Below are 24,526 nucleotides of genomic sequence, written 5' to 3' on the forward strand. Positions count from 1 at the left end.
GTGCACCGACCCGCGCGGCTGCGGGGCTGCGGGGCTGGTACGGCTCCCGGGCCGATGCAGATCATCCTCTGGGGCAGCGACCGCATCGACCCCATGGCCCCGCCGAAACGCCGAAGACCACCCCGGCCTGAGCAGGAAACCGGCCGGGCCGGCACCCCGGCGCTGGTATCCGACCTGCGCGGGAAGTTACGGCGCCAAGCCCTGGACCTGCACTTGGGACACCCTGGAGCGGCTGCTGATCGACACCTGCCGGGCCAGAGCCCGGACGAGCTCCCCGCGGGCCCCCCGCTTGCGGGCGGCGTCGGCGGTGCTGCCGAACGGCTCGCCGGGCTTCTCCCGGAGACTCCAGCGGCGCTCGAGGCGATGATCCGTTCGGGATGTTCGTCATCGCGGTGCCTGGGTAGGGCCTCGGGATGAGCTACGTAAACCGCAGCAAGGGGTACTCCCGCGACAGCCGCTACATCACTACCCGGATCACCGCTGACGGACGCGACGGTTTCCCGGTGGAGCCCGGTCGCTACCGTCTCGTGGTGAGCCGCGCCTGCCCCTGGGCACAGCGCGCGATGATCGTCCGGCGGCTCCTCGGGCTGGAGAAGGCCCTGCCCATGGCCGTTGCCGGGCCGACGCACGACGCCCGCAGCTGGACCTTCGACCTCGACCCCCAGCACCGCGACCCGGTACTGGGGATAGAGCGGCTCCAGGAGGCGTACTTCGCCCGCGACCCCGGCTACGACCGGGGCATCACCGTGCCCGCGATCGTGGACGTGCCGAGCGGCGAGGTGGTCACCAACGACTTCGCGCAGATCACCGTCGACATGTCGCTGGAGTGGACGGCGTACCACCGTGACGGGGCGCCGGAGCTGTACCCGGCCGCGCTGCGGCCGGAGATCGACGCGGTCAACGAAGAGATCTACACGGACGTGAACAACGGTGTCTACCGCACCGGGTTCGCCAAATCGCAGGAGGCGTACACGGAGGCGTACGAGCGTCTCTTCGCCCGCCTCGACCGGCTCTCCGAGCGGCTCGAGCGGTCCCGCTACCTCGTCGGCGAGACGATCACCGAAGCGGATGTGCGGCTGTTCACCACGCTCGTGCGCTTCGACTCCGTCTATCACGGCCACTTCAAGTGCAACCGGCAGAAGCTCTCGGAGATGCCGGTGTTGTGGGCGTACACCCGCGACCTGTTCCAGACGCCCGGCTTCGGGGACACGGTCGACTTCGACCACATCAAGAAGCACTTCTACATCGTCCACAGCCACATCAACCCGTCCGGGATCGTTCCCGCCGGCCCCGACCCGTCGGGCTGGCTCGAACCGCACGGCCGGGAGGTGCTGGGTGGGCGCCCGTTCGGGGACGGCACCCCGCCCGGGCCTCCCTCCCCCGCCGAGACCGTCCCGTCCCACCAGGTTCCGTCGCACCCCTGATACGGCCCCGGCAGGCGGGGCCGGCCGGGTCAATCCCCGGCCGGCCCGGCCCCCGTCGGCTCACGCCTGCCCGCCGCCCAGGACCGGGCGGCGGGCGGGCGGTGTAGCCGGTCTCGCCGCCCGCGTGCATCGGGTACCGGTCACGTACCGGGTTGAGCGGGTCTCTGCCGACGACGAACGCGCCGTTCGGATCCCCGAGCGGCTTGTCCGCACCTACGGGTGCTGGCAGCCTGCACACGCGCCGAGGCGGACTACGACGTGCGCGACTTGCTCCCCGAAGCGCTCGATGAGCTCGGCCTCGTTCTCTCGCCGCAGTCCACCCCCGCGTTCCCCCCGAACCCACGGACGTCCCCAGCTGATGCACACGGACCGACCCGCGGGCCCACGGGGCTCAGGTGGCGCTGGGAACATCGGTACGCCGTTGGCGCTGAGATCGATCACGGTCAGACGGAACATGGCGCGGTAGGCGTCAGGCGACGGGTCGCAGCCCAGAACAAGTTCGACCGCCTGGCGAAGATCCCCAACGTCACCGTGAGCCTGGGGCAGGGCCCGACTGGCGGGGGCGCTTGCCCCCTGAGGGGGACTCAGGCAGGTGTGTCCCCGTGCGACACTCATCCCGGTTGGCTGCTTTGCGTATTTTGCGATGTATGCCCAAGATCGAGCTCACCGCCCTTGCGGGCGCCGCCATGGCCCTGGCGACGGCGATCGCCCTGCCCACCCCTGCTCACGCCCGCGCACAACTGTTCGTCCCGTGCAGCGCGACGGCTCTGCGCACCGCCATCAACCAGGCCAACGCCCTTCCCGGTCCGGACGTCCTCTTCCTCAGCCTGCGCTGCACTTACACACTGACGGCCGCCGACAACCCCGGCAACGGCCTGCCCAGGGTCACTAGCGAGATCAACGTCATCGGCAACGGCAGCACGATCCGCCGACAGTCCGCCGCCGCCTTCCGCATCCTCGAAGTCACCGGCGCCGGAGGCCGGCTCACCCTGAACAACCTCACGGTCAGCGAAGGCAGTGCCCCCACTGGCGGCGGCGGCATCTTGAGCAGCGGCGCCGCCCTCACTCTCAATTCCGTCACCGTCACGAAGAGCAAGTCGGGCCCTGGAACCTCGGGTGGCGGCATCGCCAACGCGGGGGGCGCGCTGACCCTCCGGAACAGCACCGTGAGCTACAACATCTCGGCGGAAAACGGCGGCGGCGTCTCCTCGAACGGTACGACCACCATCTCCGGCTCCACCATCACCGGCAACACCGCCCGGGACGACGGCGGCGGCCTGAACGCCCGCGGGAGCCTGACCATGACGAACAGCAACGTCACGGACAACGCGGCCCGGCTGGACGGCGGCGGCATCCTCTCCTTCAACCTCACCGGAACCGTCACGGATTCCCTCATCCGCGGAAACGTCTCCGCGGAGGACGGCGGCGCGGGCGGCGGCATCATGAACCGGGTCGGCAGCAACCTGACCCTGCTGCGCACCAGCGTCTTCGCCAACCGTTCCTTCAGCGACGGCGGAGCCGGCGGCATCGTGAACCTGGACGCCACCCTGACCGTCCGGGACAGCCCAGTCACCCGCAACTACTCCCGGATCGCCCCCGGCGGCATCCGCAACGACGGCGGCACCGTCAACCTGACCGGCACCACCACCGTGACGGAGAACGTGCCCACCAACTGCGCGCCGACGCCGATCGGAACATGCACCGACTGATCCCCCCGCCTGCCCTCACCGCGGGGGTGCACATCGGCCGCCGGGCTGCTACCGGTCCCCGGTGAGGCCGGCGCCCGGCAGCGTGAGGGCCGCGAGGCCCGATGGGCCGCCGAGGTGGAGGAGGTTGCCGGCGCCGGTTACCAGGTTGGTCACCGGGGCCGCCGTGAGCAGGGTGTGGACCGGCTCCCCGGACGGCAGGTCCCACAGGCGCAGCCCCGTGCCGCCCGCCGAGGCGAGCATGACCGTGTCCGACTCGAGGCGCAGAGGTGCGAGGGCCGTCACGGAGTCGGCCTGGATCGTGATCCGGCGTGGCGGTCCGAAGCCGCGGCCCCGCCGGATGTCCTCCCAGAGCCAGATCGCGTCGTAGGAGGGTGCGGCCAGGGAGAACCGGTGACCCCGAGCGGGCAGGACGCACAGCGCGCGGATCCAGGACGGGTCGTCGACCTCCTCCTCGCCGACGAGGTCCCTGGTCCTCAGGTCCCACAGCAGGAGGGTCCCGCGCGCGGTCGCGGCCAGCCGGCCGTCGGGCAGTGCGGTGAGGCAGGTGATGTCTGCCCGGGAGTGTTGCGCAGGCAGCGGCAGCGTGTGGGATCCGGCGCTGTCGTGCAGAAGGACGCCGCCTCTGGTGGCGGTGATCACCCCGGGTTCCACCCCGTCGGCGAGCACCGTCGTGCACCAGGCGCGGAACTCCCCGGTGGGGATCTCCCGCTCCACCCGCTGCTGCTCCAGGTCCCACAGGGTGATGGACTCGGGGCTCGCCACGGCGAGGATCTGCCCCTCGCGCGAGGGAACCTGCCGTACGCCGCGCACGCCGGGGAACGGCTGCGACCCGCAGAGCCCGCCGCTCTCCGCGTCGAAGAAGGTCAGGCGGCTGTCCGCCGCCACCGCCAGGAGGCCGTGGCCGTACGACCGGCCGTCTTCCACGTGGCACAGGCTCCCCGGGCGCGCCGGAGGGTGGACCACGCGGCGCCCCGCGCGCCCCCGCTTGCCGCTTCCGGTTCCGGTTCCGGAGGGGGCGGACTGTCCCGGGACGGTGAGCCGGATCCCCTCCTTGCCGGCGGTGGCCACGGCCCAGGGGCGGTCGCGTCCCGCGACCCCGGCGATCGCGTCCACCTCCGATACGGGGAACTCGGCCAGCAGGTTCCGGGACGTTCCCGCGAAGTCGAGCACGCTCAGGGTCCGTCCGCGGACGACGGCGAGCACGGGGTGTCCCTGCGGACCTGTCACCGAGGTCAGCCGCCTGGCCGCCCAGGGGATCCGGTCCACCTGTTCGCCGGTCTCGGGGTCCCATACGTGCAGGCCGTGCTTGATGCCGTGGGAGGTCACCAGCAGGTCGTAGCCGCGCGGCCCGCGTACGGCGGCCATCACATGGCCCTTGAAGGAGCCGCTGCCCAGGTGCAGGTAATCGGTCTCGTCGGGGCTGTCGACGGGGTCCCACAGGTGGATGCCGGCCCGCTGTCCGCCGTAGGCGAGCCGCGTCCTGCCGTACCGGCCGCGCAGCACGACGGAGTTGTCGGGGTGGTGGGGCCGTACGGGGAAGGGGATCGGCTCGAGCCCGCGGTACTCGCCCGGCCGCCACAGCCACAGGTGGTCCTCGCGGAGGAACGCGACGAGCCAGCGGTCGGCCCCCTGGCGCAGCACCCTGACCGCGCCGTCGCCGCGCAGGCCGTCCTCGTGAGCCACGGGGCGGCCCGACAGGGGATCCCAGATCCGCGCGCCGGCGTGGTCGACGGAGGCGAGGAAGACGCGGCCGCTGTTCCCGGTGATGGGGGCGAGACCCGTCGTCCGTACTCCGCCGACGGTGGAGACGGACCTCCCCGTCGCGCCGTCCCAGACCCGGACCCCGCCGTAGGTCGCCGACGCCACCAGCGCGCGCCCGTCGGGCAGGCCGAACCCGTGCAGGGACGTCACCCTGCCGGGTGCCTGCGCGAGCACGTTCGCCGCCGGAACCCAGTCCGTCCAGGCCGGTGCGAGCAGCGGGGGCTCGGGTGCCCGGTCCGCGTCGCGGCCCAGGGGAAGCGTGCCGTCCTCGCGGAGTTCCCCGCCCAGGCTCTCCCGCAGGAAGACGATGCTGTCCAGCCGTGAGGCGGCGCCGGTGGTTTCGTTCACGTACGGCTCGACGAGCGCGGCGGCGGTCACGTTGCGCCGGGCCGCGTCGCCGACGGGCAGCGGGAGCCGTAGCCGGCTGCGCAGTCCTCCGGAGGTCTCCCGGGCCAGCAGCTCCACGGACAGGTGCCGGTCGTCCAGCACGCCGGCGGCGTCGGCGTGGGAGGCCAGGTGGCGCAGGACGTAGGGGTGCGGGGCGTGCGGCCGGTCGCGTTCGGCGAGCTCGCCCAGGGCTTCGGCGATGGCCCGGTGCATCCGGCGTGGCGTGGGCAGTCGCCGTGTGGCCCCGGCGGTCCCGGCGGCCCCGGCGGTCCCGGCGTCGAGCAGCCGGTCCGGCGCCGTGAGCAGGGTCTCCGCCACCCGCTGGTGGACCGGACGGTAGACGGTGTGGCCGTCCTCCTGGCCCTCCGTGAGGTATCCGATGAGGCGGCTCGCGCGAAACGCCCGTACGGCCGTGTCCAGGTCCTGCCCGGTCTCTTCGCCGCGGCCGTCCTCCGCGAGCATGGCCCGTACGACGGCCGGCCACACCTCCGCCCACGGCAGACCGGCGCCCGGGGCGAAGGCGGTGGCCCGCAGCACCGTCAGCAACAGGCGCACCGGCATGCCGGTGTCCCGCGCGACGTGCTCGAGGTCCTCGCGCAGCAGCCCCGTCGTCCCGTCCTCGAGCCGCTCCAGCCACGCGTCCTCGTCGAGGTCCTGCACGGCCGGGGCGGCGCGCAGCTGCGCCGCGGCCAGGCGGGCGTCGAGGAAGGAGGGCCACACCCCGCTCGCCACGATGCGTGCGGTGGCCAGCGCGGTGTTGGGCCGGTCCCCGTAGGGGCTCGGGCCGCTCATGAGGAGCGAGGTCACGTAGGCGGTGATGTCCTCGAGCGCCTCCGGCTCATTCGTGCGGAGCATCTCGTACGGGATCTCCTGCCAGGTGTCCTCCTCCAGAACGCCCAGCAGGCCGGCCAGCAACTGGTCGGCGTCCTCGTCGGTGTCGTCGGCATGGCCGTTGAAGCCCAGGGAGCTCCGCACGCCGAGCAGCAGGCGCACGCCGCGGCTGCGGGCGAGGGGGAGGACGACGTCGGCGATGCAGGCGGCCGGGTCGACGGCCTCGTCCAGGCCGTCGAGCACGATGGTGACGCGTCCGAGTGCTGTGAGGTGCTCCAGCAGGGCGGGCAGCGGTGGCGTCGCGCCCTCGGGCAGCGGGAGGCCGCAGGCGGCCAGGAGGTCCTGGATCAGGGTCAGGGTCAGTGAGGTCTTGGCGCGGGCCAGCACCGCGATGTCCACGGCCCCCTCGTCCGGGCACAGGTCCGGCGGGAGGGCCTGCGCCATGGCTCCGAGTTCCGGATCCGCGCGGAAGACGGGGTCGCTGAGGGTCACGAGCCGGGCGAGGAGGGCCGACTTGCCCGAACCGGCGGAGCCCGTGACGATCAGCAGGCCGGCTCCGGAGCGGGTGAAGGAGACCAGCTCGCGCATCAGGGCGGCCCGGCCGCTGAAGTACCAGCCGGGATCCTGGTCGCTGGTCCGGCCCGAGGCGCGCGAGGTCCAGTACGCGAGGGTGCGGCGCGAGATCGAGACCTGGCGGCGTGGGGCCGAGACCAGCTGCCTGACCGGCCGGTAGCGGGGGTTGGGCAGGCAGGCGCTCGGTACGTCCCGTTGACGGTGGGGCCACAGCCACTGGGGTTCCTTGCGATGGGGAACCTGCTCGCTGGCCTGGTCGAGGAGCTTGCCCCACTGCTCGAAGGAGAGGTGGGAGCCGACGATGCCGAGGGACTCGTCCCGGAGGCGGTCCAGTACCCGCGAGATCACCTCGCTGAACTCGCCGGGCTCGGGCTGCTCGTGGAGGTCGGCGCTGGCGACGACGGCCACCGTGCGCGTGGCGCGGCGTTCGGCGGTCATGTCCGACACGAGGGAGGCGACGTCCTCGCGCAGGGCGCCGGCGAAGCAGGAGTCCACGAGGACGAGGACGTGCTCGGCGGGGCTGTGGAGTGCGGCAGAGACGATCTCCCGGGTGGGGAACGCCGTCCTTTCCAGGGCCTTTTCGTCGGTGAGGGCGAAGGTGAGGTAGTGGTTGCGGGCGCCGCTGCTCTTCCCGTGGCCGGTCACGTAGACGACCAGGGCATCCTCCTCGGGGGTCTCATCGAGGTCCTGCCCGATCAGGAACTCCTTGAGGTCCTTCACCGAGTACAGGCCGGTGGTGCGGGAGACGGTGAACCGGTGTTCCTCGGCGAGGGCGGGTGAGGCGAGCCATCCGGTGACGACGGACACCTGGGCCTCGATGGCCCGGGTGAAGTCCGCGTCGTTGTTCCGGTAGTCGTCGACGCTCACCACCACGAGCCGTCGGTCGGCCGTCACCGGCTGCTGGTCCTCCTGCACACGCACCTCACTGGTCTACGGAGCCCTCCCCGGGCCCACCCGATACGATCATGCACGCCGGCGGGGGCGGAGAGGCGGGGGCAGCGCGATGAGCGAGACCACAAGGGGCGGCGGCGTACACATCGTCGGTGTTCACGGCATCGGCCAGGGCAGGACCAACGAGGTCCGCCTGGCGTACGACTGGGGCAATGCGCTCGCGCGAGGCCTCAGGCGCCGGCCGGGCGCCACCGGCACGGCCGTACCCGCGCTGACGGTTCCGCACTACACCGGTCTCTACAAGCCGGACGCCCCCGGCGGCGGCAGGCATCTGGGCCTGGGCCCGGGCCCGGGCCTTGCCGACGCGGAACTGCCCGGGGCGGACGGGCCGATGGACGAGCGGGAGGAGGAGTTCGTCCTCCAGGCCCTCACGGCCTACGCGCCCGGCCCGCTCCCCGAGGCGCGCCCCCACCAGGGCACCCTCGGCGCCCCTCTGCCGTACGTCCCGGGCGCGGTCACCCGTCGCCTCGCGGCGGCGGACGCCCGCCACGGGCGGGGGGCGGGGACGAAGGTCCTGGTCCTGGTCCGGCAGGCGTACCGCTACCTGTACGAGGAGGAACTCGGCGAGCAGATCCGCAAGGTGATCCGGGCCGAGGTCGAACGCTCCGGGGCGCGCGTCCTCATCGCCCACTCGCTCGGCAGCGTGATCGCGTACGACATGCTCCACCGCCGGGAGCTGCGGGATCCTGGCATCCACACGCTGCTCACCTGCGGCTCCCCGCTGGGCTGGCTCACGGTACGCCGCGGCCTGCCGGGCGACGCCCATGTGGCCGTGCCGGAGTGGCTCGCCTGGCACAACTTCCACGCCGACGGCGACCCCGTCACGGGCGGGGCGGGCCTCGCGCACGTGGTGACCTCGGGCTCCCTGCTCGACACCCGGGTCAACAACGGCCTCGCCGCCCCCCACGACGCCGTCCGCTACCTGGCGCAGGCCGATGTCGCCGACACGGTCGCCGCGTTGACCGCTGACGACACGCCCCTGTAGGCGTCGACAGCGATGGGCCGCGGCGGGGCGAGGCTGTCTACAGAGCGGAGCTCAGCCAGTGGTACACGACACCCGCCCTCCCCTGATGTGCCGGGCTCTCGCCCCCGTAACCGGCGGTGCCTCCGCCCCGGCGCCGACCTAGGGCGCGTATCGAGTCGTGATCAATTTGCGGGATGTGCCTTCGTGGCACGGTCCGGTCCGATAGACGGTCTTACGCGACGCGAGTGCAACTGACCGATCCGAATTGGGAGTTCATCGAGCCGTACCTGCCGATCGGCGAGTACGGCCCGTACCCCGAGCGACTGCGGCAGCAGTTCGAGGGCGTGATCTGGCGGTTCAAGACGGGCGGGCAGTGGCGGGAGATGCCGACGGAGTTCGGCGCCTGGTCGACCGTCCACAACCGCTTCCGGCAGTGGTGTGACGCCGGCGTCTTCGAGGCCCTGCTGGAGGGCCTGATCACGGAAGCCGCGAAGCGGGGTGAGGTGGACCTGTCCCTGGTCAGCATCGACTCCACCACCGCCCGAGCCCACCACGACGCGGCCGGGATGCACCTCGACGAGGACGTCGTCACCGCCCTGGAGAAAGCCGCGGCCGAGGAGGAGAAGGCCAGGTCAAAGGGGGCGGCCTCGAAGAGCAAAACGGGCAAGAGACCAAAGTGATCCCGCGCTGGAAGAACGACGACGCATCCGGCGTCGGCAGAAACTCCGGCTGAAGGCCGCCCTCCCCGGACGTTCCAGAGGCGGGCAGACCAGCAAGGTCCACCTCGCCGCCGACCGCAAGTGCCGCCCGCTGGCGTTCATCCTGACCACAGGCCAGGCAGCGGACAGCCCTCAGTTCATCCCCGTCCTGAAGAAGGTACGGGTACGCGGGCCCGTCGGCCGACCCCGCATGCGGCCGGACGCGGTCGCCGGGGACAAGGCGTACTCGTCCCGCGGATCCGCGCCCACCTGTGCAAACGCCGTATCAAGGCGGTCATCCCGGAGAAGAAGGACCAGGCCGCCAACCGGAAGAAGAAGGGCTCCAGAGGTGGCCGACCCGTCAGCCACGACGCCGATCTCCACAAGGAGCGGAACACCGTCGAACGCCTGATCAACAAGCTCAAGGCATGGCGAGGCATCGCCACCCGATACGACAAGACTCCCGACAGCTGCCTCGCCGGTCTCCACCTGCGCGCCTCGATGATCTGGATCAAGGACCTCACCAGGACCACCCGATGATCACGACTCGACATGCCCCTGGGTGACGCGCTGAGGTGCCGGACGCCAAGGGCGGGCAGGAGTTGAGTCAACGGTCAACCAGCCGTGGACGCGGGGGTCTCACCCGTGGATTCCGCGTCGGTGTCGTCGGTGCCGACCGGGCCGCGGGGAAGCATCCGGTCCAACCACTTCGGCAGCCACCAGTTGGTCCGGCCGAGGAGTGTCATGGTCGCCGGTACCAGCACCATGCGTACGACCGTGGCGTCGATGAAGATCGCGGTGGCCAGGCCGAGCCCGAACATCTTGGTGGAGGGGTCCTCGGCGACGGCGAAGGACAGGAAGACCGCCACCATGATGAGGGCGGCCGAGGTGATGATCCGGGCGGTGCCCGAAACGCCCTCAACGATCGCCGTGCCGTTGTCGCCGGTGCGCAGGTACTCCTCGCGTACGCGGGAGAGGAGGAACACCTCGTAGTCCATCGACAGGCCGAACAGGATGGCGAAGAGGAACGTCGGGATGAACGACACGATCGGAACCGTCGCTTCCAGCCCGATGAGTGCGCCTCCCCAGCCCCACTGGAAGACCGCGACCATGATGCCGTAGGCCGCGCCGATGCTCAGCAGATTCAGCAGTACCGCCTTGAGCGGTACGAGTATCGAGCGGAAGACCAGCATCAGCAGCAGGAACGACATCGCCAGCACGGCGGCGACGATCACCGGCAGGCGTTGGCTGGTGCGTTGGCCCACATCGGACAGGCTCGCGGCGGCGCCGCCGACGTGGGCCCTGGCCGGGCCGTGCCCGATCGCCGCGGGCAGCACGTCTGTGCGCAGCCGGGCGATGGTGTCGGCCGTGGCCTTGTCCTGAGGGCTGGTGGTCGGGAACACCACGAGGGTCGCGATGCCGGTGGCCCGATCGATGTGCGTCGGCGCGACGGATGCGATGCCCGGATCCGCCGCGACCGCCCCGACGAGTCGGTCCAGCACTCCCGGATCACCGGTGGGGTCCGCGGCGATGACGAGGGGACCGTTGGTGCCCGGGCCGAACCCCTCGGCGACGAGGTCGTAGGCCCGGCGCTCGGTACGGCTCTGCGGCAGTGAGCCGTCGTCGGGCAGGCCGACGCGCAGGCCGAGCACGGGCAGCGTCGCGGTCAGCAGCAGCGCCGCCGCGCCGACCGCGTACGGCACCGGGTGCCGGCTGACGTGCCCGATCCAGCGACGCCACCCGGCGGCGTGGGCGGCGCCTGCCGCCGGGTCCCGCCGCCGTGCGAGTCGGCCCGGCTTCCTGGTCTGCAGAGCCCGGCCGATCCGGCCGGCCCGGGCCAGGCGCGGGCCCGCCGCGCCGAGGAAGGCCGGCAGCAGCGTCACCGACGCGAGCACCATCGTCAGGACGACGATCGAGACGGCAACCCCGCCCACCGTCATGAACGGCACGTTCGCGACCGCCAGGCCGAGGATCGACACGACGACGGTGCCGCCGGCGAAGACCACCGGCCGCCCCGCCGTTGCCACCGCTCGTCCGGCCGCCGCCTGCGGATCGAGCCCGCACGCGAGGTACTCCCGGTGCCTGGCGAGCACGAACAGCGCGTAGTCGATGCCCACTCCGAGCCCGACCATGCTGCCCAGGACCGGTGCGAAGGTGGGGACCTCTGTCACCCCCGCCAGTACCGTCATCGTGGCGACCCCGACGGTCAGCCCGAAGACCGCCATGCCGATCGGCAGCACGGCGGCGACGAGCGAACCGAACGCCAGGAACAGGATCGCGGCCGCGGCGAGGAGGCCGATCAGCTCGCTCACGCCGCCGTCGGGGTCGGAGAAGGCGTAGAAGAGGTTCCCGCCCATCTCGATGCGCAGCGGCAGCTCGGCGCGCAGCCGGTCGCCGAGATCGACGAGGGCGTCGAGGTCTTCGGCCGACAGCCGGCTCTGGTCGGGGTACTGCACCCGGACGACCGCGATCCGCCCGTCGGCCGAAACGAGGCCGCCGCGCACGGCGGTGTCCCCGCCCGTGTCGAGTGCCCCCGCCGGGTCGCTCGTGCCGAGCACGTGCGGCAGCCGCTTCACCTCGGTCTGCAGCCGCGTGAGAGCGGTGCGCGCGCTGTCGTCGTCGAAGAATGTCGCACCGTCATCGAGGGGGGTGACGACCACTTGGGCGGTCATCCCCTCCTGGCCGGTGCCGGCCCGCTCGATCAGTTCCGCGGCCCGCTGGGAGTCCAGTCCCGGAGCGGTCAACGAGTCCGCGGTCCGCCCGCCGAAGGCGACGGCGGCGAGCACGGCGAGCGTGGCGGCGATCAGCCATGCCGCGATCACCCGCCAGGGATGGCGGGCGGCGCTTGCGCCCAGGCGCAACAGGGCTTTCGAGAGCATCGGGTCCTCCAACCACCTCGGAGGCCGTCCTTGTACGGCCGCCAATGCCGAGACTCGTCGCCACGGCGCTCCGCGGCATCGGCCCGCGGGCCGCGGATCCATCGGCCCCGGGGCGGAGTGACGACCCGTCCTTTCGGCCGATGCGCGGCACGCCGCGGTCCCTAGGCTGAGAACCGTGCTCCGAGACGACCTGCGAACCCTGTGGACCGAACCCCGGCCGCCCGACGCGCCCGCCCGGGTGCGGCGGGACTGGGCGCTGCTCGCCGCGGGCCTTGCCGGTGTGGCGCTGGAGGCCACCCTGCGCGAGAACGTCGTGTGGCGGCCGGTGGCGGTGGTGTTCACCGTATGGCTGTGCCTGCTGCCCCTGTGGCGCCGGACCCGCCCGCTGGCGATGGTGACGCTGGCGTTCGGCTCGGTGATCCTGCTTCCGGTGGCCTCGCTCGTCGCCGCAGGGCGCGAGCCCTTCGGCCTGGACACCGGCGCGGTCGTGCTCGTGCTGGTGTACGCGCTGACCCGGTGGGGATCGGGACGCGAGATCGTGCTGGGCGGCGCGGTGATCCTCGCGGCCGGCGCGCTGTGTGTCGTCACGTACGAGACCCCGGTCGTCGAAAAGGTCGGGGGCTTCGTCTTCCTGCTGCTGCCCGGCGTGGTCGGGGCTGCCGTGCGGTTCCGGGTGACCGCTCGCGAGCGGCAGTTGGACCAGGTGCGCTCCCGCGAGCGCGAGCAGCTCGCCCGGGAACTGCACGACACGGTGGCCCACCACGTGTCGGCCATGGTGATCATCGCCCAGGCGGGCCGGGTGCTCGCGGGCACCGACCCGTCCGCCGCCGTCGAGGCGCTGGAGGGGGTCGAGGAGGAAGGGGCGCGCACGCTGGAGGAAATGCGCGCCATGGTCGCCACGCTGCGCGACCGCGGGGTCGGCGCCGAGCTGGCGCCCCCTGCCGGAGTCGCGGATCTGGAGCGCCTGGTGCGCACCCCGGGTGGTCGCCTCAGGGTCGACCTGGGGCTCGACGGCGAACTGGACGCGCTGCCCCCGGCCGTGGACGCGGCCGTCTACCGGATCGTGCAGGAGTCGGTGACCAACGCGCTGCGCCATGCGGTCGACGCGACCGAGCTCGTCGTTCGGGTCGCCGCGGAACGGCACACGGTACGGGTGAGCGTGCGCGACAACGGCCGGCGTACCGGCCGGGGTCGCGACGGATACGGACTTACCGGACTGCGCGAGCGCGCGACCCTGCTCGGCGGCACACTACTAGCCGGCCCGGGTACCGACCGGGGCTGGCATGTCGAAGCCGAACTGCCGAGAGCGAGGAGCAAGAGCGGTGTCCATTCGCGTCCTCGTCGCTGACGACCAGACGATCATCCGCACCGGGTTGCGGATCATACTGAACGCCCAGCCCGGCATCGAGGTGGTCGGCGAGGCCGCCGACGGGCGGGAAGCGGTACGTCTGGCCCGCGAACTACGCCCTGACGTCTGCCTGTTCGATATTCGCATGCCCGTACTCGACGGGCTCGAGGCGACCCGGCTGGTCGCCGGCCCGGGCGTCGCCGACCCGCTGGCCGTGGTCGTCATCACCACGTTCGACCTCGACGAGTACGTCTACGGCTCACTGCGTGCCGGCGCCCGCGGATTCCTCCTCAAGGACACGGGACCGGACCTTCTGGCGCAGGCCGTACGGTCGGCGTCCGACGGTGAGGCGCTCATCGCGCCCAGCGTCACCGTCCGTCTGCTCCAGGCATTCGCGGACCTGCCCGCCGGCCGGCCCGTGACCCAGCCGGTCTCCCCCGTCACCGCCCGCGAGGAGCAGGTGCTCCTCGCCGTCGCTCGCGGGCTGACGAACACCGAGATCGCCGATGCACTGCGCATCAGCCTCAGCACGGTGAAGACGCATCTGGCCAGCCTGATGGCCAAACTCGGCGCCCGCAACCGGGTCGAGATCGCGATGTGGGCCTACGAAACGCGCCGTATCCTCCCCGGAACCTGAGCCGGGTGCCGGGCCATGTCCCATGAGTCCCCGCCCGGACATCAGTGCACCGGTCGGCTCACGTCGGCTCCACGTGCCTCACCCGCCCCAGAGCGTGACGTACCAGGAGGCCGGAACTGGGACGGTGAGACACCCGATACGACAAGACTCCCGACAGCTACCTCGTCGCCAGTCCCCACCTGCACGCCTCGATGATCTGGATCAAAGACCTCACCAGGACCACCCGTTGATCACGACTCGATACGCGCCCTAGCGGGCCGCGGCCGGGGCGGTGGCCTGTTCCAGGGCTTCGAGGACGGTGTCGCGGAACAGGGTGGCCTTGTAGCCGGTCTGGGGCAGTGGCCGGCAGCGGGCGAGTACCGTCGCCGCCGCTGCGGCAAGGACGCCCGGGGTGGCCTCGCGGCCGAGCAGGGCGGCCTCCACCTCCGGCAGCCGCAGAGGGACGCGCGCCACCCCGCCCGCCGCGACGGCGGCGTGCGTGATGGTGGCGCCGTCGAGCGCGAGCCGGGCGGTGGCCTCGACCAGGGGCCACTCGGCGTGGGCCCGGCTGGTGGCCCGGTGGCAGGCGGCGCGTTCGCCGGGCAGGGGCGCGGGCAGCCGGACCGCGGTGAGGATGCGGTCCGGCGCCAGCAGGTGGTCGGCGTGGTAGAGCCGGTCGCCGTCCCCGTACAAGTCGGCGACGCCGCGCGGGGATTCGCCGTGGATCTCGGCCTCGGCGTCGTAGGTGAGCAGCGCCATCGCGAGGGTGGACGGGTGCGGGGTGATGCAGCGGCTGTCTCCGCTGACCACGCCGAAGTGGTGGTCGCCCTCGCGCGCGGGGCAGCCGGTGCCGCCCTTCTGGAGGCAGCTGACGTGCGGATTGCGGTAGTACCAGCAGCGGTTGCGTTGGAGCAGGTTGCCGCCGAGGGTGCCGGCGGCGCGGATCTGCGGAGTGGCAGCGGACCGGGCCGACAGCGCGAGGGCCGGCCAGCCGGCGCGTACCTGCGGATCGGCGGCCAGCGCGGCGAGGGTGGTCAGGGCGCCGATCCGCAATCCCCCGCCGGGCAGCGGCGTGGTGCCGCGCAGGTGGCCGGCGCCGTCGAGGTCGGTGAACGGCCCGGTGGAGACGCCGCTGCGCTGCCGGGCGGTGGTGTCGGTGCCGCCGGCGCGCAGCTCCCCGCCGTTGGCGAGGACGGCGGAAGAGAGGTCGGTGAGGGCGGGCTCGGTGCTCACGTACCCAGTCCTTCCAGGAGCCGGTCGGGGCGGATGGGCATGTCGTACGGGCGCCAGCCGGTCGCGTCGTGGACCGCGTTGGCCAGGCACGCCGCGGTGGGCAGGGTGGCGATCTCGCCGAGGCCGACACCGCCGCCGGGGACGTGCTCGAAGCCCTCCTGATGGAAGTGGACGGTGATCTCGGGGGTGTCGCCGATCCCGGGGATGCGGTAGTCCTCCAGGTTCTCGGTCAGTACCCGACCGGTGGCCGGGTCGGTGCGCCGTTCCTCGTACAGGGCGTAGCCGATGCCCTGGACGACGGCGCCCTCGCACTGGCTCCGGGCGAGGCGGTCCTGGTGGATGCGGCCCGCGGAGATGCCGCTCCACACGCGCAGCGGGCGGATCCGTCCGAGCCGTGTGTCGACCTCGACCTCGGCGACCTGCACGGATCCGGTGAAGCCGCGGCCGATCGCCACACCGCCCAGGGTGAAGGGGACCGCGAAGCCCCGGTGGTCGCGGGGGCGCCGGCCTGTCACCCGTACGCCGTCCGCCATGCCCAGCTTGGCGGCGAGGTCACCGCCGCCGAGCGCGTCGCGCAGCCGGGCGGCGGCGTCCGCGGCGGCGGGCACGAGGGAGGGCGTGGTGCGGCTGCCGCCGGAGGTGGGGCCGTGGGCGGCGTCGCTCCGGCCGACGTCGGCGCGTACTCGCTCCTCCGGCAGGCCGAGCCCCTCGGCGACGGCCCGGCGCAGGACGGTCCGTGAGCCCGTGCCCATGTCCTGCACTGCGCAGCGGGCGACGACGACCCCGTCCTCGACGGTGAGCTCGACCTCGGTGACGGGGTCGAGGAGGTACAGCCAGTTGGCCGCCGCGACGCCGACGCCGCGACGGAACCGCCCGGTGCCGCCGCGGGTGGCGGACCAGACCGGAAGCGCGGCGGCCCAGTCGTACAGGGCGTGCCGCTTGTGGTTGCCGTCCCAGCGGCGGCGCAGGGCGATCGGGTCCTGTCCGAGCCGGTGGGCCATCTCGTCGACGGCCTGCTCCAGGGCCCAGCACATGGTGGGGCCGCCCGGGCCACGGAACGGAGCGCCCGGGGGCCGGTGGGTGACCGTGTCGAAGTCGCGGAGCCTGCGCGGGGCCTTGCCGTACATGAACCGAGCCAGTGCGGCCACGGTGCCGCCGACCGAGACCCCGCCGTCGCTGTCCGCGTCGATGGCCAGTGCGCTGAGATCACCGGCCGCGTCCGCGACCATCGCCAGCCGGATCCGGGTGCCGGGCCGGTATCCGCCGTCGGTGAGCTCCTCGTCCCGGTCCAGCACCACCCGCACCGGGGCGTCGTGCAGCCGGGCCAGCTCCACCGCGGCGACGACATCGGAGGTCAGCCCCATCTTGCAGCCGAAGCCGCCGCCCACGTGGACGGCCCTCGCCACCACCCGGTCGGCGGGCACACCGAAGCGTTCGGCGGCGAGCTCGGCCGTGTGCTTCACCGACTGTGTGGACACCTCCAGGTGGAGGGTGCCGTCGATCCAGTGGGCCAGGCAGGCGTGCGGTTCGAGCGGGGTGTGGGTCTGCGCGGCGGTGGTGAACTCGCCCTCGACCACCCGCTCGGGGTTCCGGGCCCGGGCCTCGGTGATGCGGCGTACGGCGGTGGCGGGGCGCTTGCTCATGGCGGACGGGCCCCGCAGGTTGCCGCGCCAGCGGGCGGGCACCAGCTGGGGGGTCTCGCCGGCCCCCGGCGCCCGTTTGCGCGCCGCCTTGTCCTCGTAGACCAACGGGCCCTCGCCGGTCCGGGCCTGGCCCACGTCCAGGGCTGCCGGAAGCACCTCGTAGTCCACCGCGACCCGCGCTGCGGCCGCCCGCGCCGCGGCCCGGTCCGGGGCGGCGACCGCGGCCACCGGCTGCCCGACGTACCGCACCACGCCGTCGGGAGGCAGCAGCGGCACCAGCGGGAGGTCTCCGGCTTCCAGGGAGCGTACGTGGGCGTGCGCGTGCGGCGAGCGGATGATCACCCCCTCCAGCAGTCCTTCGGGGCGCAGGTCCGTGGTGTACCGGGCCGATCCGTCGATCTTCTCCGGGGCCTCGGTGCGCGGGACCGGCTCCCCATCGGTCGGCGCCGTGTAGTCGCCCGCGCAGGCCGCGGCCACCGCGCTGAAGATCCGTTCGTACGCCCCGCAGCGGCACAGGTGGCCGGAGAGGGCTTCCGCGATCTCCTCCCGCCCCGGGCGGGTGCGGCCGTGCCCGGCCCGCCACCGGTCGAAGAACGCCGCCGCCTCGACCACGAACCCCGGGGTGCAGTAGCCGCACTGGAGGGCGTCCTCGCCGGCGAAGGCGCGCGTCACCGGGTGGCCGGCCAGGCCCTCCACCGTCGTCACCCGCCGGCCGGCCAGCACGACGGCGGGCGTCAGGCAGGACACCCGGGGTTCACCGTCGACCTGGATGGTGCAGGCCCCGCACACCCCGCCCGCGCAGACCAGCTTGGTGCCGGTGAGACCCAGCCGGTCGCGCACCACCTCCACGGCGGCCGGGTCGTCGTCCACGTCCACCGCGCGCGGGGCGCCATTGACCTCGAACTCCACGAGACGTACTCCTCAGCCGTGGGGTGGCGACCGCCGGCCTCGCGCTCACCTTCACGCTCCTTGATATCCCGCTCCCGGGGTCGGCGCAGTTCGGCGCGCGCGGCGGGGTCGTCTCTTTCAGATCTTGCCCCTCCACTTGTCCCCCACTTACCGCCGGCCGTGGAGCCTGCCGGTGCCGCTGCCGCTGCCGCGGGAAGACCCGGAACTGCCATCCGATCAGCTCACAGGCCGATCCCGTCGGTGGCGGCGGCGTCCTCGGGGGCGGCCCCGGCGGCGATCTTGGCCTCCTGCCAGGCGTTCCAGCGCGCACCGGGCAGGTATCGCGGTGCTGGCCGTAGGTGACCGGCACGTCCCGGGCTGGGCGGCCCTTCACCGACGGAACGCGCACTAGAAGGCCCTCGTCGACGGGCAGGATGTGCGGGTCGTCGAGCTCGGACATCTCCTCGTTGCGCCCGGCGGCGGCGAACTTCAGGGTGTTGAGCGCCCGGTCCCGCAGCCGCGCCAGCTCGGGCACACGTACGTACCGGTCTGCTCGCGTGGGGCGGTGTTCATCTTCCGCAGGTCGTCCGGGGTGATCGCTGCCGCCTTGCCGCGGTGCTTGAGCGGGCTGAGCGTCCGACGGGCCGCCTCCGCTCGGCGAGCCAGCCGTGCTGCGCGACCTCGCCCGGGCCGCCGAGGGCGGCGTGCCGATCACGTCCGCGGGGCGTGTCATGCGCGCATGACGGCGGCCAGGGGCTGGCGGCTGGCGCGGATGGCGGGGGTGATGCCGCCCAGGAGGCCGGCCAGGGTACCCGCGGCGATGCCGGTGGCCGCTGCGCCGACGGGGAAGGACACGGCGCCGGAGTCCTCCGACACGAGCGCGGTGATGGGGTGGAACAGCGCGACGGCCAGGGCGGTGGACAGAAGTGCCCCTGCCAGGCCGGTCAGTACGGATTCGGCGAGGACGAGATAGGCAATGTCGCTCTCGGTCGCGCCGAGCGAGCGGCGGAGGGCGAGTTCCTCGGCTCGTTCCTTCACTGTGGCCAGGCCGATGTTGAGGACGCCGAGGATGCCGACCGCGAGGGTGACCGAGCCCACCGCGAGGAAGCACGCGGGGGTGGCGTACGAGTGCGCGCGCGAGGGCCACTCTGTGCTGCTCGCCGCCGGAGAGCTGGTGGGGGCGGTGCTGGGCCCGGTCGGCCATGCCGACGCGGTCGAGGATTCTCATCACGCGGCGGGCGCGCCTGCGGGGCCGTACGGGCGTGCCGTGGAGGAGGGCGGCCTCCACGTTCTGGAAGGCCGTCAGGTGACTCATGAGGAAGAAGCGCTGGTAGACGAAGCCGAAGGTTTCGCTGCGGAGGTGGGCCAGTTCGCGTTCCCTGAGCGTGGCGGTGTCGGTGCCGTTGATGAGGTACTCCCTGGAGTCGGGGCGGTCCAGCAGGCCGAGGACGGCCATGAGGGTGCTTTTGCCCGAGCCGGAGCGGCCGAGGATGGCGCTGCTGGTACCGGGCTGGATCTGCAGGGAGATGCCCTTGAGCACATGGACGGGGCGCGAGCCGGAGCCGTGTACTGCGGCGAAGGACCGGCTGATGCCGTTGAGGCGGAGCACGGGGATCACCCCTCGGGGCGGGAGGGCAGACTGGGCGGGTTGGCGCTGACCACGTCGCCGGGCTCGAGTCCCTTGGTCACCTCGATGAGTGTCCCGTTGGTGATTCCCAGTTCCACGTCGCGTTCAGTGAACGCGCTGTTCTCGCCCCGGAGGGAAACCCTGCCGTGCTGGGCGGCGCCCGCCACGGCGGAGAGCGGGAGGGAAACGACCTGCTTGCGCTCGGCCGTGGTGACAGCCAGGAGTCCCTTCAGCCCCGGGAAAAGCTGTACGGAATCAGGGGCACCGCATAGGAGCTCGATCTTTCCCTCCACCGGTGCGGGGCCGCCCAGGAGAGGGCAGCCGAAGGGACCGGGCCCGTTATCGATCTGCGCGCGCGAGGTCTGGGCCGCCTGGGCGGGAATGTCCTGGAAGCGGTAGAGCGCCGCGTCGGAGATCTCGCCTTGGAGGCCGAAGCCCGCTGCCTGCAGGGTCACCACGGGCAGGTGCTTCGGCACACTGCTGCCGGCCGCGGCGGGCAAGGCGGTGACCGTTGCCGCCACGGGGGTGGTGATCTCGTGCCGGCGCCCGGAGCTGTCGCGGACGACGGCGACTGCGGCGCCGGCTGACAGGACCGCCCCCTTGCGGGCGGTGCTTTCGATGGTGCCGACCACGGGGGAAACAGCCTGCAACGTCGGGTGGGCAACGACGCCGGCGTCCAGGTTCAGGATGCTGGCGATGTCATGCCTCGCGGCCGTCACCGTCGCGTTCGCGGCCGCAGGGAACTCGGTGCCGCCGCCCGTGGTGGGGGCCGATCCGCTCAACGCGTAGACGACTGCGCAGGTCGCGGCCAATGCCGTCGCCCCAGCTCCGTACGCGGTGCTTCTGCGCACGAACCCTCACCCGCCCTGACAGTTCGCCGAGATGTCCTCCTGGAACCCTTCGGGGTCTCCGAGTCGGGCTTTCGTCAGGTACTCGTCGTAGAAGGTGCGGCCGTTGTCGTCGAGGAACTTCTGGTAGAACGACGTGGAGGGGAATTCCATCAGCTGCGAGAGGGCCCGCTCCTCACGGTCGGCATCGCGCCCTCGCTGCGATATCCATTCGGTTTCCCAGCTGCACAGCCACTGCATCTGGGCGGTGTTCACGCCTACGCCGGTTTCGAATACCGCGTCCGGTTCAGCCTTGGGGACTCCCGCCCACGACGAGCCGGGGGGAAGAGTCAGTCGATCGGCCGCCGCTTCGTATTCGGCAACCATTTGATGGTGCCCCTTGAACATCGCTCCGACTCCCCCGAATTCCCTCCAGGCCAGGACCCCCACAGCAGTTCCGCCGGCCAGGAAAATGACCAGGGCAACACTGAGCGCACAGCGTGATTTCACCGAAAGACTCCACATACTTGCCCCACCGCGACGGCGGGGGCACCAGATGTCACAGGGGCGGAACGTCTCAGTGGGTGAGAGTTCCACTCCAGTGGTTGTCGCCCCACTGGGTACCGTCCTCCTTACGCAATCCCATGCGCAAGGTCTTTCCGCCGATGAACTCGGTGAGATCCAGAGCGATGTCGCCACCGCCAGCGGCCCCCATGGGCACACCAAACAGATACTTACACCCGCGTTGCACGTATCCACCCTTCGGTAAATCGGCGATTCATCGACAGCTAGAGACTTAAGGCGAACTCTGTCGCCACCATGCATCGACCGGGACGGAATGAGGAGATGACATCCGACGGTGCATCAGACATCAAGAAGATCGTACGGTGGATCTAATTAACCATCGCGTACTCGTTGATCAACTTTGGTAGCCGTTTAGCCGGCTTCGACAAGATCAAGACGGTTCGCGCAACCCCCATGCCATGGGAGGCGGCGACGTCCCGCCATGATGCGAATCCGCCACCCGCCCTCCGCCCCGACCCTTGCCATGCCTATCGAGATTCGATAGATTCACATCGTAACTCGATGGAGGGATGGGTCGTGGGAAAGCTGACGGTAGGTGCGCTGCGCGTCGTGCTGGTGGTGGTGCTCGCCGGCACCGTGTTCGTGCAGGCATTGATGGTGTGGGCGTTGGCCACCGACCCGGAGGACGGTTCGCTCCCGCTGACCCCGCTTCGCGTGATCACGATCCTGGGCATGGTGTCGGTCCAGGTCGCCCTGGTCTGCGTATGGCGGCTGGTGACGATGGTGCGACGCGGAACCGTGTTCTCCCATGCCGCCTTCCGGTACGTGGACGGCGTGATCGGCGCGATCGTGGCGGCTGCCCTCGTCTGGTTCGCGGTCACGGCCGTCAATGCGCCGGGCCAGCGGGAGGACCCGGGCGTCACCGTCATCATGGGCGGGGTTGGCGTGGCCATCCTGGGGGTCGCGCTCATCGTGCTCGTGCTGCGGATGCTGCTCGCCCAGGCCGTCGCGCGTGACGTCGAAGCGGCGCACATGCAGGCCGAGTTGGACGAGGTGATCTGATGCCGATCGCCGTCGACATCGACGTGATGCTGGCCAGGCGGAAGATGTCCGTGGGCGAGCTCGCGGACCGCGTGGGGATCACTCCCGCCAACCTGGCGGTACTCAAGAACGGCCGCGCCAAGGCGGTGCGCTTCGCGACGCTCGCCGCGCTCTGCGAGGTGCTCCAATGCCAGCCGGGCGACCTGCTGCGCTGGGAAGCCGAGGAAACCGAGGACGCCGCGGGCGGATGACGCGCCCAGGGCGGGCGTGAAAATGCCTGACACCCCTCCCCACAGCGAACCCCCGCCCTTCCAGCACGGAAGGACGGGGGTTCGTCATTGGGCGGGCAGCCAGGGCTTCGCCGTAGTCTCTCCCGGCAATGCCGGAAGCCGCCCTTGTGAGGGCGTCAGATCTCGCAGTTCGTTTCGGTGCCGAGGAAGGGGATGTCCTCCTGGCAGGTGTCGTTGCCGGGGCCGCCGTCCACGGTGCCGGTGGCTTCCGCGCCTTCGTGGATGCTGTCGTTGCCGGCGCCGCCCAGGACCGTACAGGCATTGGCGTCGGTGATGTCGATGGTGTCGGCGCCGTCCTCGCCCGCCACGGTGCTGAGGGTGCAGACGGCGACCGTCAGGGTGTCGGTGCCGTCACCGCCGTGGAGGCTGCCGCCGGAGATGCCGTCGCTCGCGGTGAGGATGTTGATGTTGGCGAAGTCGTCGCCGGAGCCGAGGAACGCCTGGTCGGCGAGCACCGAGCCGTGAACGATGAACCGGTCGGCGTTGGCGCCGGTGTCGACGAGGCCGGAGTTGTTGCCGGTGATCTCGACGAGGTCGTCGCCGCCGGCGGTGCTGATCGAGGTGCCATCGTGGTTGCCGAGGATCCGAACGATGTCGTCGCCGCTCCCGGTGTTGAAATCGGCCGCACCGTCCAGGGTGGTTGCTGTGACCGTGTCGTTGCCGCCCCCGCTGTTCACGGTGCCACCGGCGTTGAGCAGGATGGTGATGGTGTCGTTGCCGCCGAGACTGTTGATGGTCTGTCCGGGCAGCAGGAACGGGCAGGTGATGTTGTCGACGCCGTTGGTTTCCGTCCCTGTGCACTGCAAGGGCAGGGCAGACGCGGTGGTGGCCGACATGCCGACCATCCCGAAGGACATGAGCGACACGGTTGCCAGCCAGGCCAGGCCACGGCGCCGTGGGATCGCGTACATCAGAGTGCTCCTTTCCGCAGTCGGCGCGTTGAACACAGCCCTCCGCAAGGGCTTCTGCTCCGTTGGTGCGCCGACCCGTGCTTGGAGTGTGCGCGCCGGTTGGCCGGAAGCGGGAGGGCGGGCCGTGGTGAAGACCGGCGCCCGGCCGCCGATGAGCGCCGCTCAACGAGGGACCGGATGCGGGGTCGTACCCCTGAGGACATCGTCCGGTTCACCAGCCGGCCGCCGGCAGCCGGGCGCCGCAGCCCCTCCCGGCCGTCTCGGACGGCACTCGGGGGCGATCTTCGTGCGGTCGGTTGTCGTTCGGCCGGCTACTGCATCAACTCGGTGTGGGGATGCTCCGGCGCCGCCGGGCAGATGTAGATCTGCTGTTTGTAGCCGCTGCCGATCTGGACCGCGGTCGGTTGCCTCAGGTCGCGGTAGCGGTGGTCGGTGGGGGAGGCAGCGGCCTGGTCCTCGTACGGGATCCAGCTGCGGTTGCTGCTGTCCCATTCGAACGTGTCGATGGTCAGCAGCGGGTCCATCTCGGTGTCGCAGGCGGGGCAGAGCCGGGGGACGGGGTCGGTGTAGCCCCAGGAAGGCCAGCCGCCGACCTTCCAGCCGGGTGCGACGGACAGCTCGTTGCGGTAGAACTCCTCCGGGCAGGGGGCATAGTAGCTGTCCACCCCAGTGTCGGCCGCCTGCCACGTGCTCCAATTCCCGAGCGGCTCTCGCAGTTCCTTGCTCAGCTCCATGGGGTTCGGGTACTCGGTGACCTGCTCCGGCGCGAGCACGCACGGCTCCGGCACGTACTCCTCGAACTCCGCCACGGGCGGTTCCGGGGGTGAGGTGAGGATCTCGGTGACAGCGGCTGCGGACCGCCAGAACAGAGCGGTTCTGGGCATGTACGTCTCCGGAGGGTGGTCGAAGGGGCACCACAGCACCTGGAGCAGATCGGCCCCGGCCTGCCCGGGCGGGCGCAGCAGGGGAACGTCACGCACGTACAACTGGGCCAAGGGCAGCATGGGGACCGGGCCGTCGGGCAACGGGAGGTCGAAGTCGATCTGCTCCCAGGCCGCTTGCTCCTCCTGCGGCGTGTACGGGGAGACGCCGGGCGCGCGGTACGGGTTCGTCTCCGTTCCCGCCCGGATGCGCTGCTCCAGCCGCACCACATCCAGGGAGAAGCCCCCGTCCAGGTGCGGGAAGTCGCAGTACGGCCACGGCTGGTCGGCAGGCCACAGCAGCGGTCCGCCGACCGAACTGTCATGTGGTGACGGAGCCCCGCGGCGGGGATGCAGCCGGGTCGCCGTGCGTGCCAGCGGAGCCAGCTGAGGAAAGACCGCGGTGACGTCGAGCGGCCGGGGCGGGGTGGTACGGATGAGGCTCATAGCGGCGATGCTGCCAGCAGCCTCCGACAATGG

16 protein-coding genes and 2 pseudogenes are annotated in these 24,526 nt (G+C 71.7%); 8 read left to right on the plus strand and 10 right to left on the minus strand.

What is annotated here, in order from left to right:
• Window positions 1-413: 413 nt before the first annotated feature.
• Window positions 414-1,424: a glutathione S-transferase family protein gene (locus OOK34_RS28280; protein WP_267036991.1), complete on the plus strand. Its 1,011-nt coding sequence runs from the start codon at window positions 414-416 to the stop codon at window positions 1,422-1,424.
• Window positions 1,425-2,071: 647 nt separating this feature from the next.
• Window positions 2,072-3,133, plus strand: a complete 1,062-nt coding sequence (locus OOK34_RS28285) for a hypothetical protein (RefSeq protein ID WP_267036992.1) — start codon at window positions 2,072-2,074, stop codon at window positions 3,131-3,133.
• A gap of 48 nt (window positions 3,134-3,181) precedes the next feature.
• Here the strand turns inward: OOK34_RS28285 and OOK34_RS28290 are convergent, their stop codons facing one another.
• On the minus strand, window positions 3,182-7,606 hold the full coding sequence (locus OOK34_RS28290) for an AAA family ATPase (protein ID WP_267036993.1): 4,425 nt from the start codon (window positions 7,604-7,606) through the stop codon (window positions 3,182-3,184).
• 82 nt (window positions 7,607-7,688) lie between these two features.
• On the opposite strand from OOK34_RS28290, the gene OOK34_RS28295 reads away from it, so the two are divergent.
• Window positions 7,689-8,621 (plus strand): hypothetical protein, encoded by a 933-nt coding sequence (locus tag OOK34_RS28295; protein WP_267036994.1) that lies wholly within the window; start codon window positions 7,689-7,691, stop codon window positions 8,619-8,621.
• Window positions 8,622-8,794: 173 nt separating this feature from the next.
• A pseudogene (locus OOK34_RS28300) lies at window positions 8,795-9,838 on the plus strand (IS5 family transposase).
• Window positions 9,839-9,912: 74 nt separating this feature from the next.
• On the opposite strand, the gene OOK34_RS28305 reads toward OOK34_RS28300, so the two are convergent.
• Window positions 9,913-12,177 (minus strand): MMPL family transporter, encoded by a 2,265-nt coding sequence (locus tag OOK34_RS28305; RefSeq protein WP_267036995.1) that lies wholly within the window; start codon window positions 12,175-12,177, stop codon window positions 9,913-9,915.
• 175 nt (window positions 12,178-12,352) lie between these two features.
• Between OOK34_RS28305 and OOK34_RS28310 the strand changes: the two genes are divergently transcribed.
• Both OOK34_RS28310 and OOK34_RS28315 read left to right on the plus strand, forming a co-directional pair.
• On the plus strand, window positions 12,353-13,525 hold the full coding sequence (locus OOK34_RS28310; RefSeq protein ID WP_267036996.1) for a sensor histidine kinase: 1,173 nt from the start codon (window positions 12,353-12,355) through the stop codon (window positions 13,523-13,525).
• Window positions 13,500-14,162, plus strand: a complete 663-nt coding sequence (locus OOK34_RS28315) for a response regulator transcription factor (protein ID WP_267036997.1) — start codon at window positions 13,500-13,502, stop codon at window positions 14,160-14,162. The genes OOK34_RS28310 and OOK34_RS28315 overlap by 26 nt, the downstream gene beginning before the upstream one ends.
• Before the next feature lie 249 nt (window positions 14,163-14,411).
• Here the strand turns inward: OOK34_RS28315 and OOK34_RS28320 are convergent, their stop codons facing one another.
• From OOK34_RS28320 to OOK34_RS28340, 6 genes and pseudogenes are all read right to left on the minus strand, one after another.
• On the minus strand, window positions 14,412-15,374 hold the full coding sequence (locus OOK34_RS28320) for an FAD binding domain-containing protein (protein ID WP_267036998.1): 963 nt from the start codon (window positions 15,372-15,374) through the stop codon (window positions 14,412-14,414).
• On the minus strand, window positions 15,371-17,926 hold the full coding sequence (locus OOK34_RS28325; protein ID WP_267036999.1) for a molybdopterin-dependent oxidoreductase: 2,556 nt from the start codon (window positions 17,924-17,926) through the stop codon (window positions 15,371-15,373). The genes OOK34_RS28320 and OOK34_RS28325 overlap by 4 nt, the downstream gene beginning before the upstream one ends.
• Before the next feature lie 708 nt (window positions 17,927-18,634).
• On the minus strand, window positions 18,635-19,003 hold the full coding sequence (locus tag OOK34_RS28330; protein ID WP_267037000.1) for an ABC transporter permease: 369 nt from the start codon (window positions 19,001-19,003) through the stop codon (window positions 18,635-18,637).
• Between the two features lie 19 nt (window positions 19,004-19,022).
• Window positions 19,023-19,523, minus strand: a pseudogene (locus OOK34_RS35510) (ABC transporter ATP-binding protein); the annotation flags it as partial.
• Window positions 19,520-20,383: a hypothetical protein gene (locus tag OOK34_RS28335; RefSeq protein WP_267037001.1), complete on the minus strand. Its 864-nt coding sequence runs from the start codon at window positions 20,381-20,383 to the stop codon at window positions 19,520-19,522. The pseudogene OOK34_RS35510 and the gene OOK34_RS28335, both read right to left, overlap by 4 nt.
• Before the next feature lie 6 nt (window positions 20,384-20,389).
• Window positions 20,390-20,767: a hypothetical protein gene (locus tag OOK34_RS28340; protein ID WP_267037002.1), complete on the minus strand. Its 378-nt coding sequence runs from the start codon at window positions 20,765-20,767 to the stop codon at window positions 20,390-20,392.
• Window positions 20,768-21,460: 693 nt separating this feature from the next.
• Here OOK34_RS28340 and OOK34_RS28345 point away from each other — a divergent pair.
• Entirely contained in the window at window positions 21,461-21,946 is a 486-nt protein-coding gene (locus OOK34_RS28345) for a DUF2975 domain-containing protein (protein ID WP_267037003.1), read from the plus strand.
• Window positions 21,946-22,176, plus strand: coding sequence for a helix-turn-helix transcriptional regulator (locus OOK34_RS28350; protein WP_267037004.1), 231 nt, complete (start codon window positions 21,946-21,948; stop codon window positions 22,174-22,176). The genes OOK34_RS28345 and OOK34_RS28350 overlap by 1 nt, the downstream gene beginning before the upstream one ends.
• A 155-nt stretch (window positions 22,177-22,331) precedes the next feature.
• On the opposite strand, the gene OOK34_RS28355 is transcribed toward OOK34_RS28350, so the two are convergent.
• Both OOK34_RS28355 and OOK34_RS28360 read right to left on the minus strand, forming a co-directional pair.
• On the minus strand, window positions 22,332-23,126 hold the full coding sequence (locus OOK34_RS28355) for a hypothetical protein (protein WP_267037005.1): 795 nt from the start codon (window positions 23,124-23,126) through the stop codon (window positions 22,332-22,334).
• A 311-nt stretch (window positions 23,127-23,437) separates the two neighbouring features.
• A complete protein-coding gene (locus tag OOK34_RS28360) occupies window positions 23,438-24,493 on the minus strand; it encodes a hypothetical protein (RefSeq protein WP_267037006.1) in 1,056 nt (351 codons plus the stop codon).
• Between the last annotated feature and the right edge of the window lie 33 nt (window positions 24,494-24,526).

It is taken from the genome of Streptomyces sp. NBC_00091 (genome assembly GCF_026343185.1).
Lineage (GTDB): Bacteria > Actinomycetota > Actinomycetes > Streptomycetales > Streptomycetaceae > Streptomyces.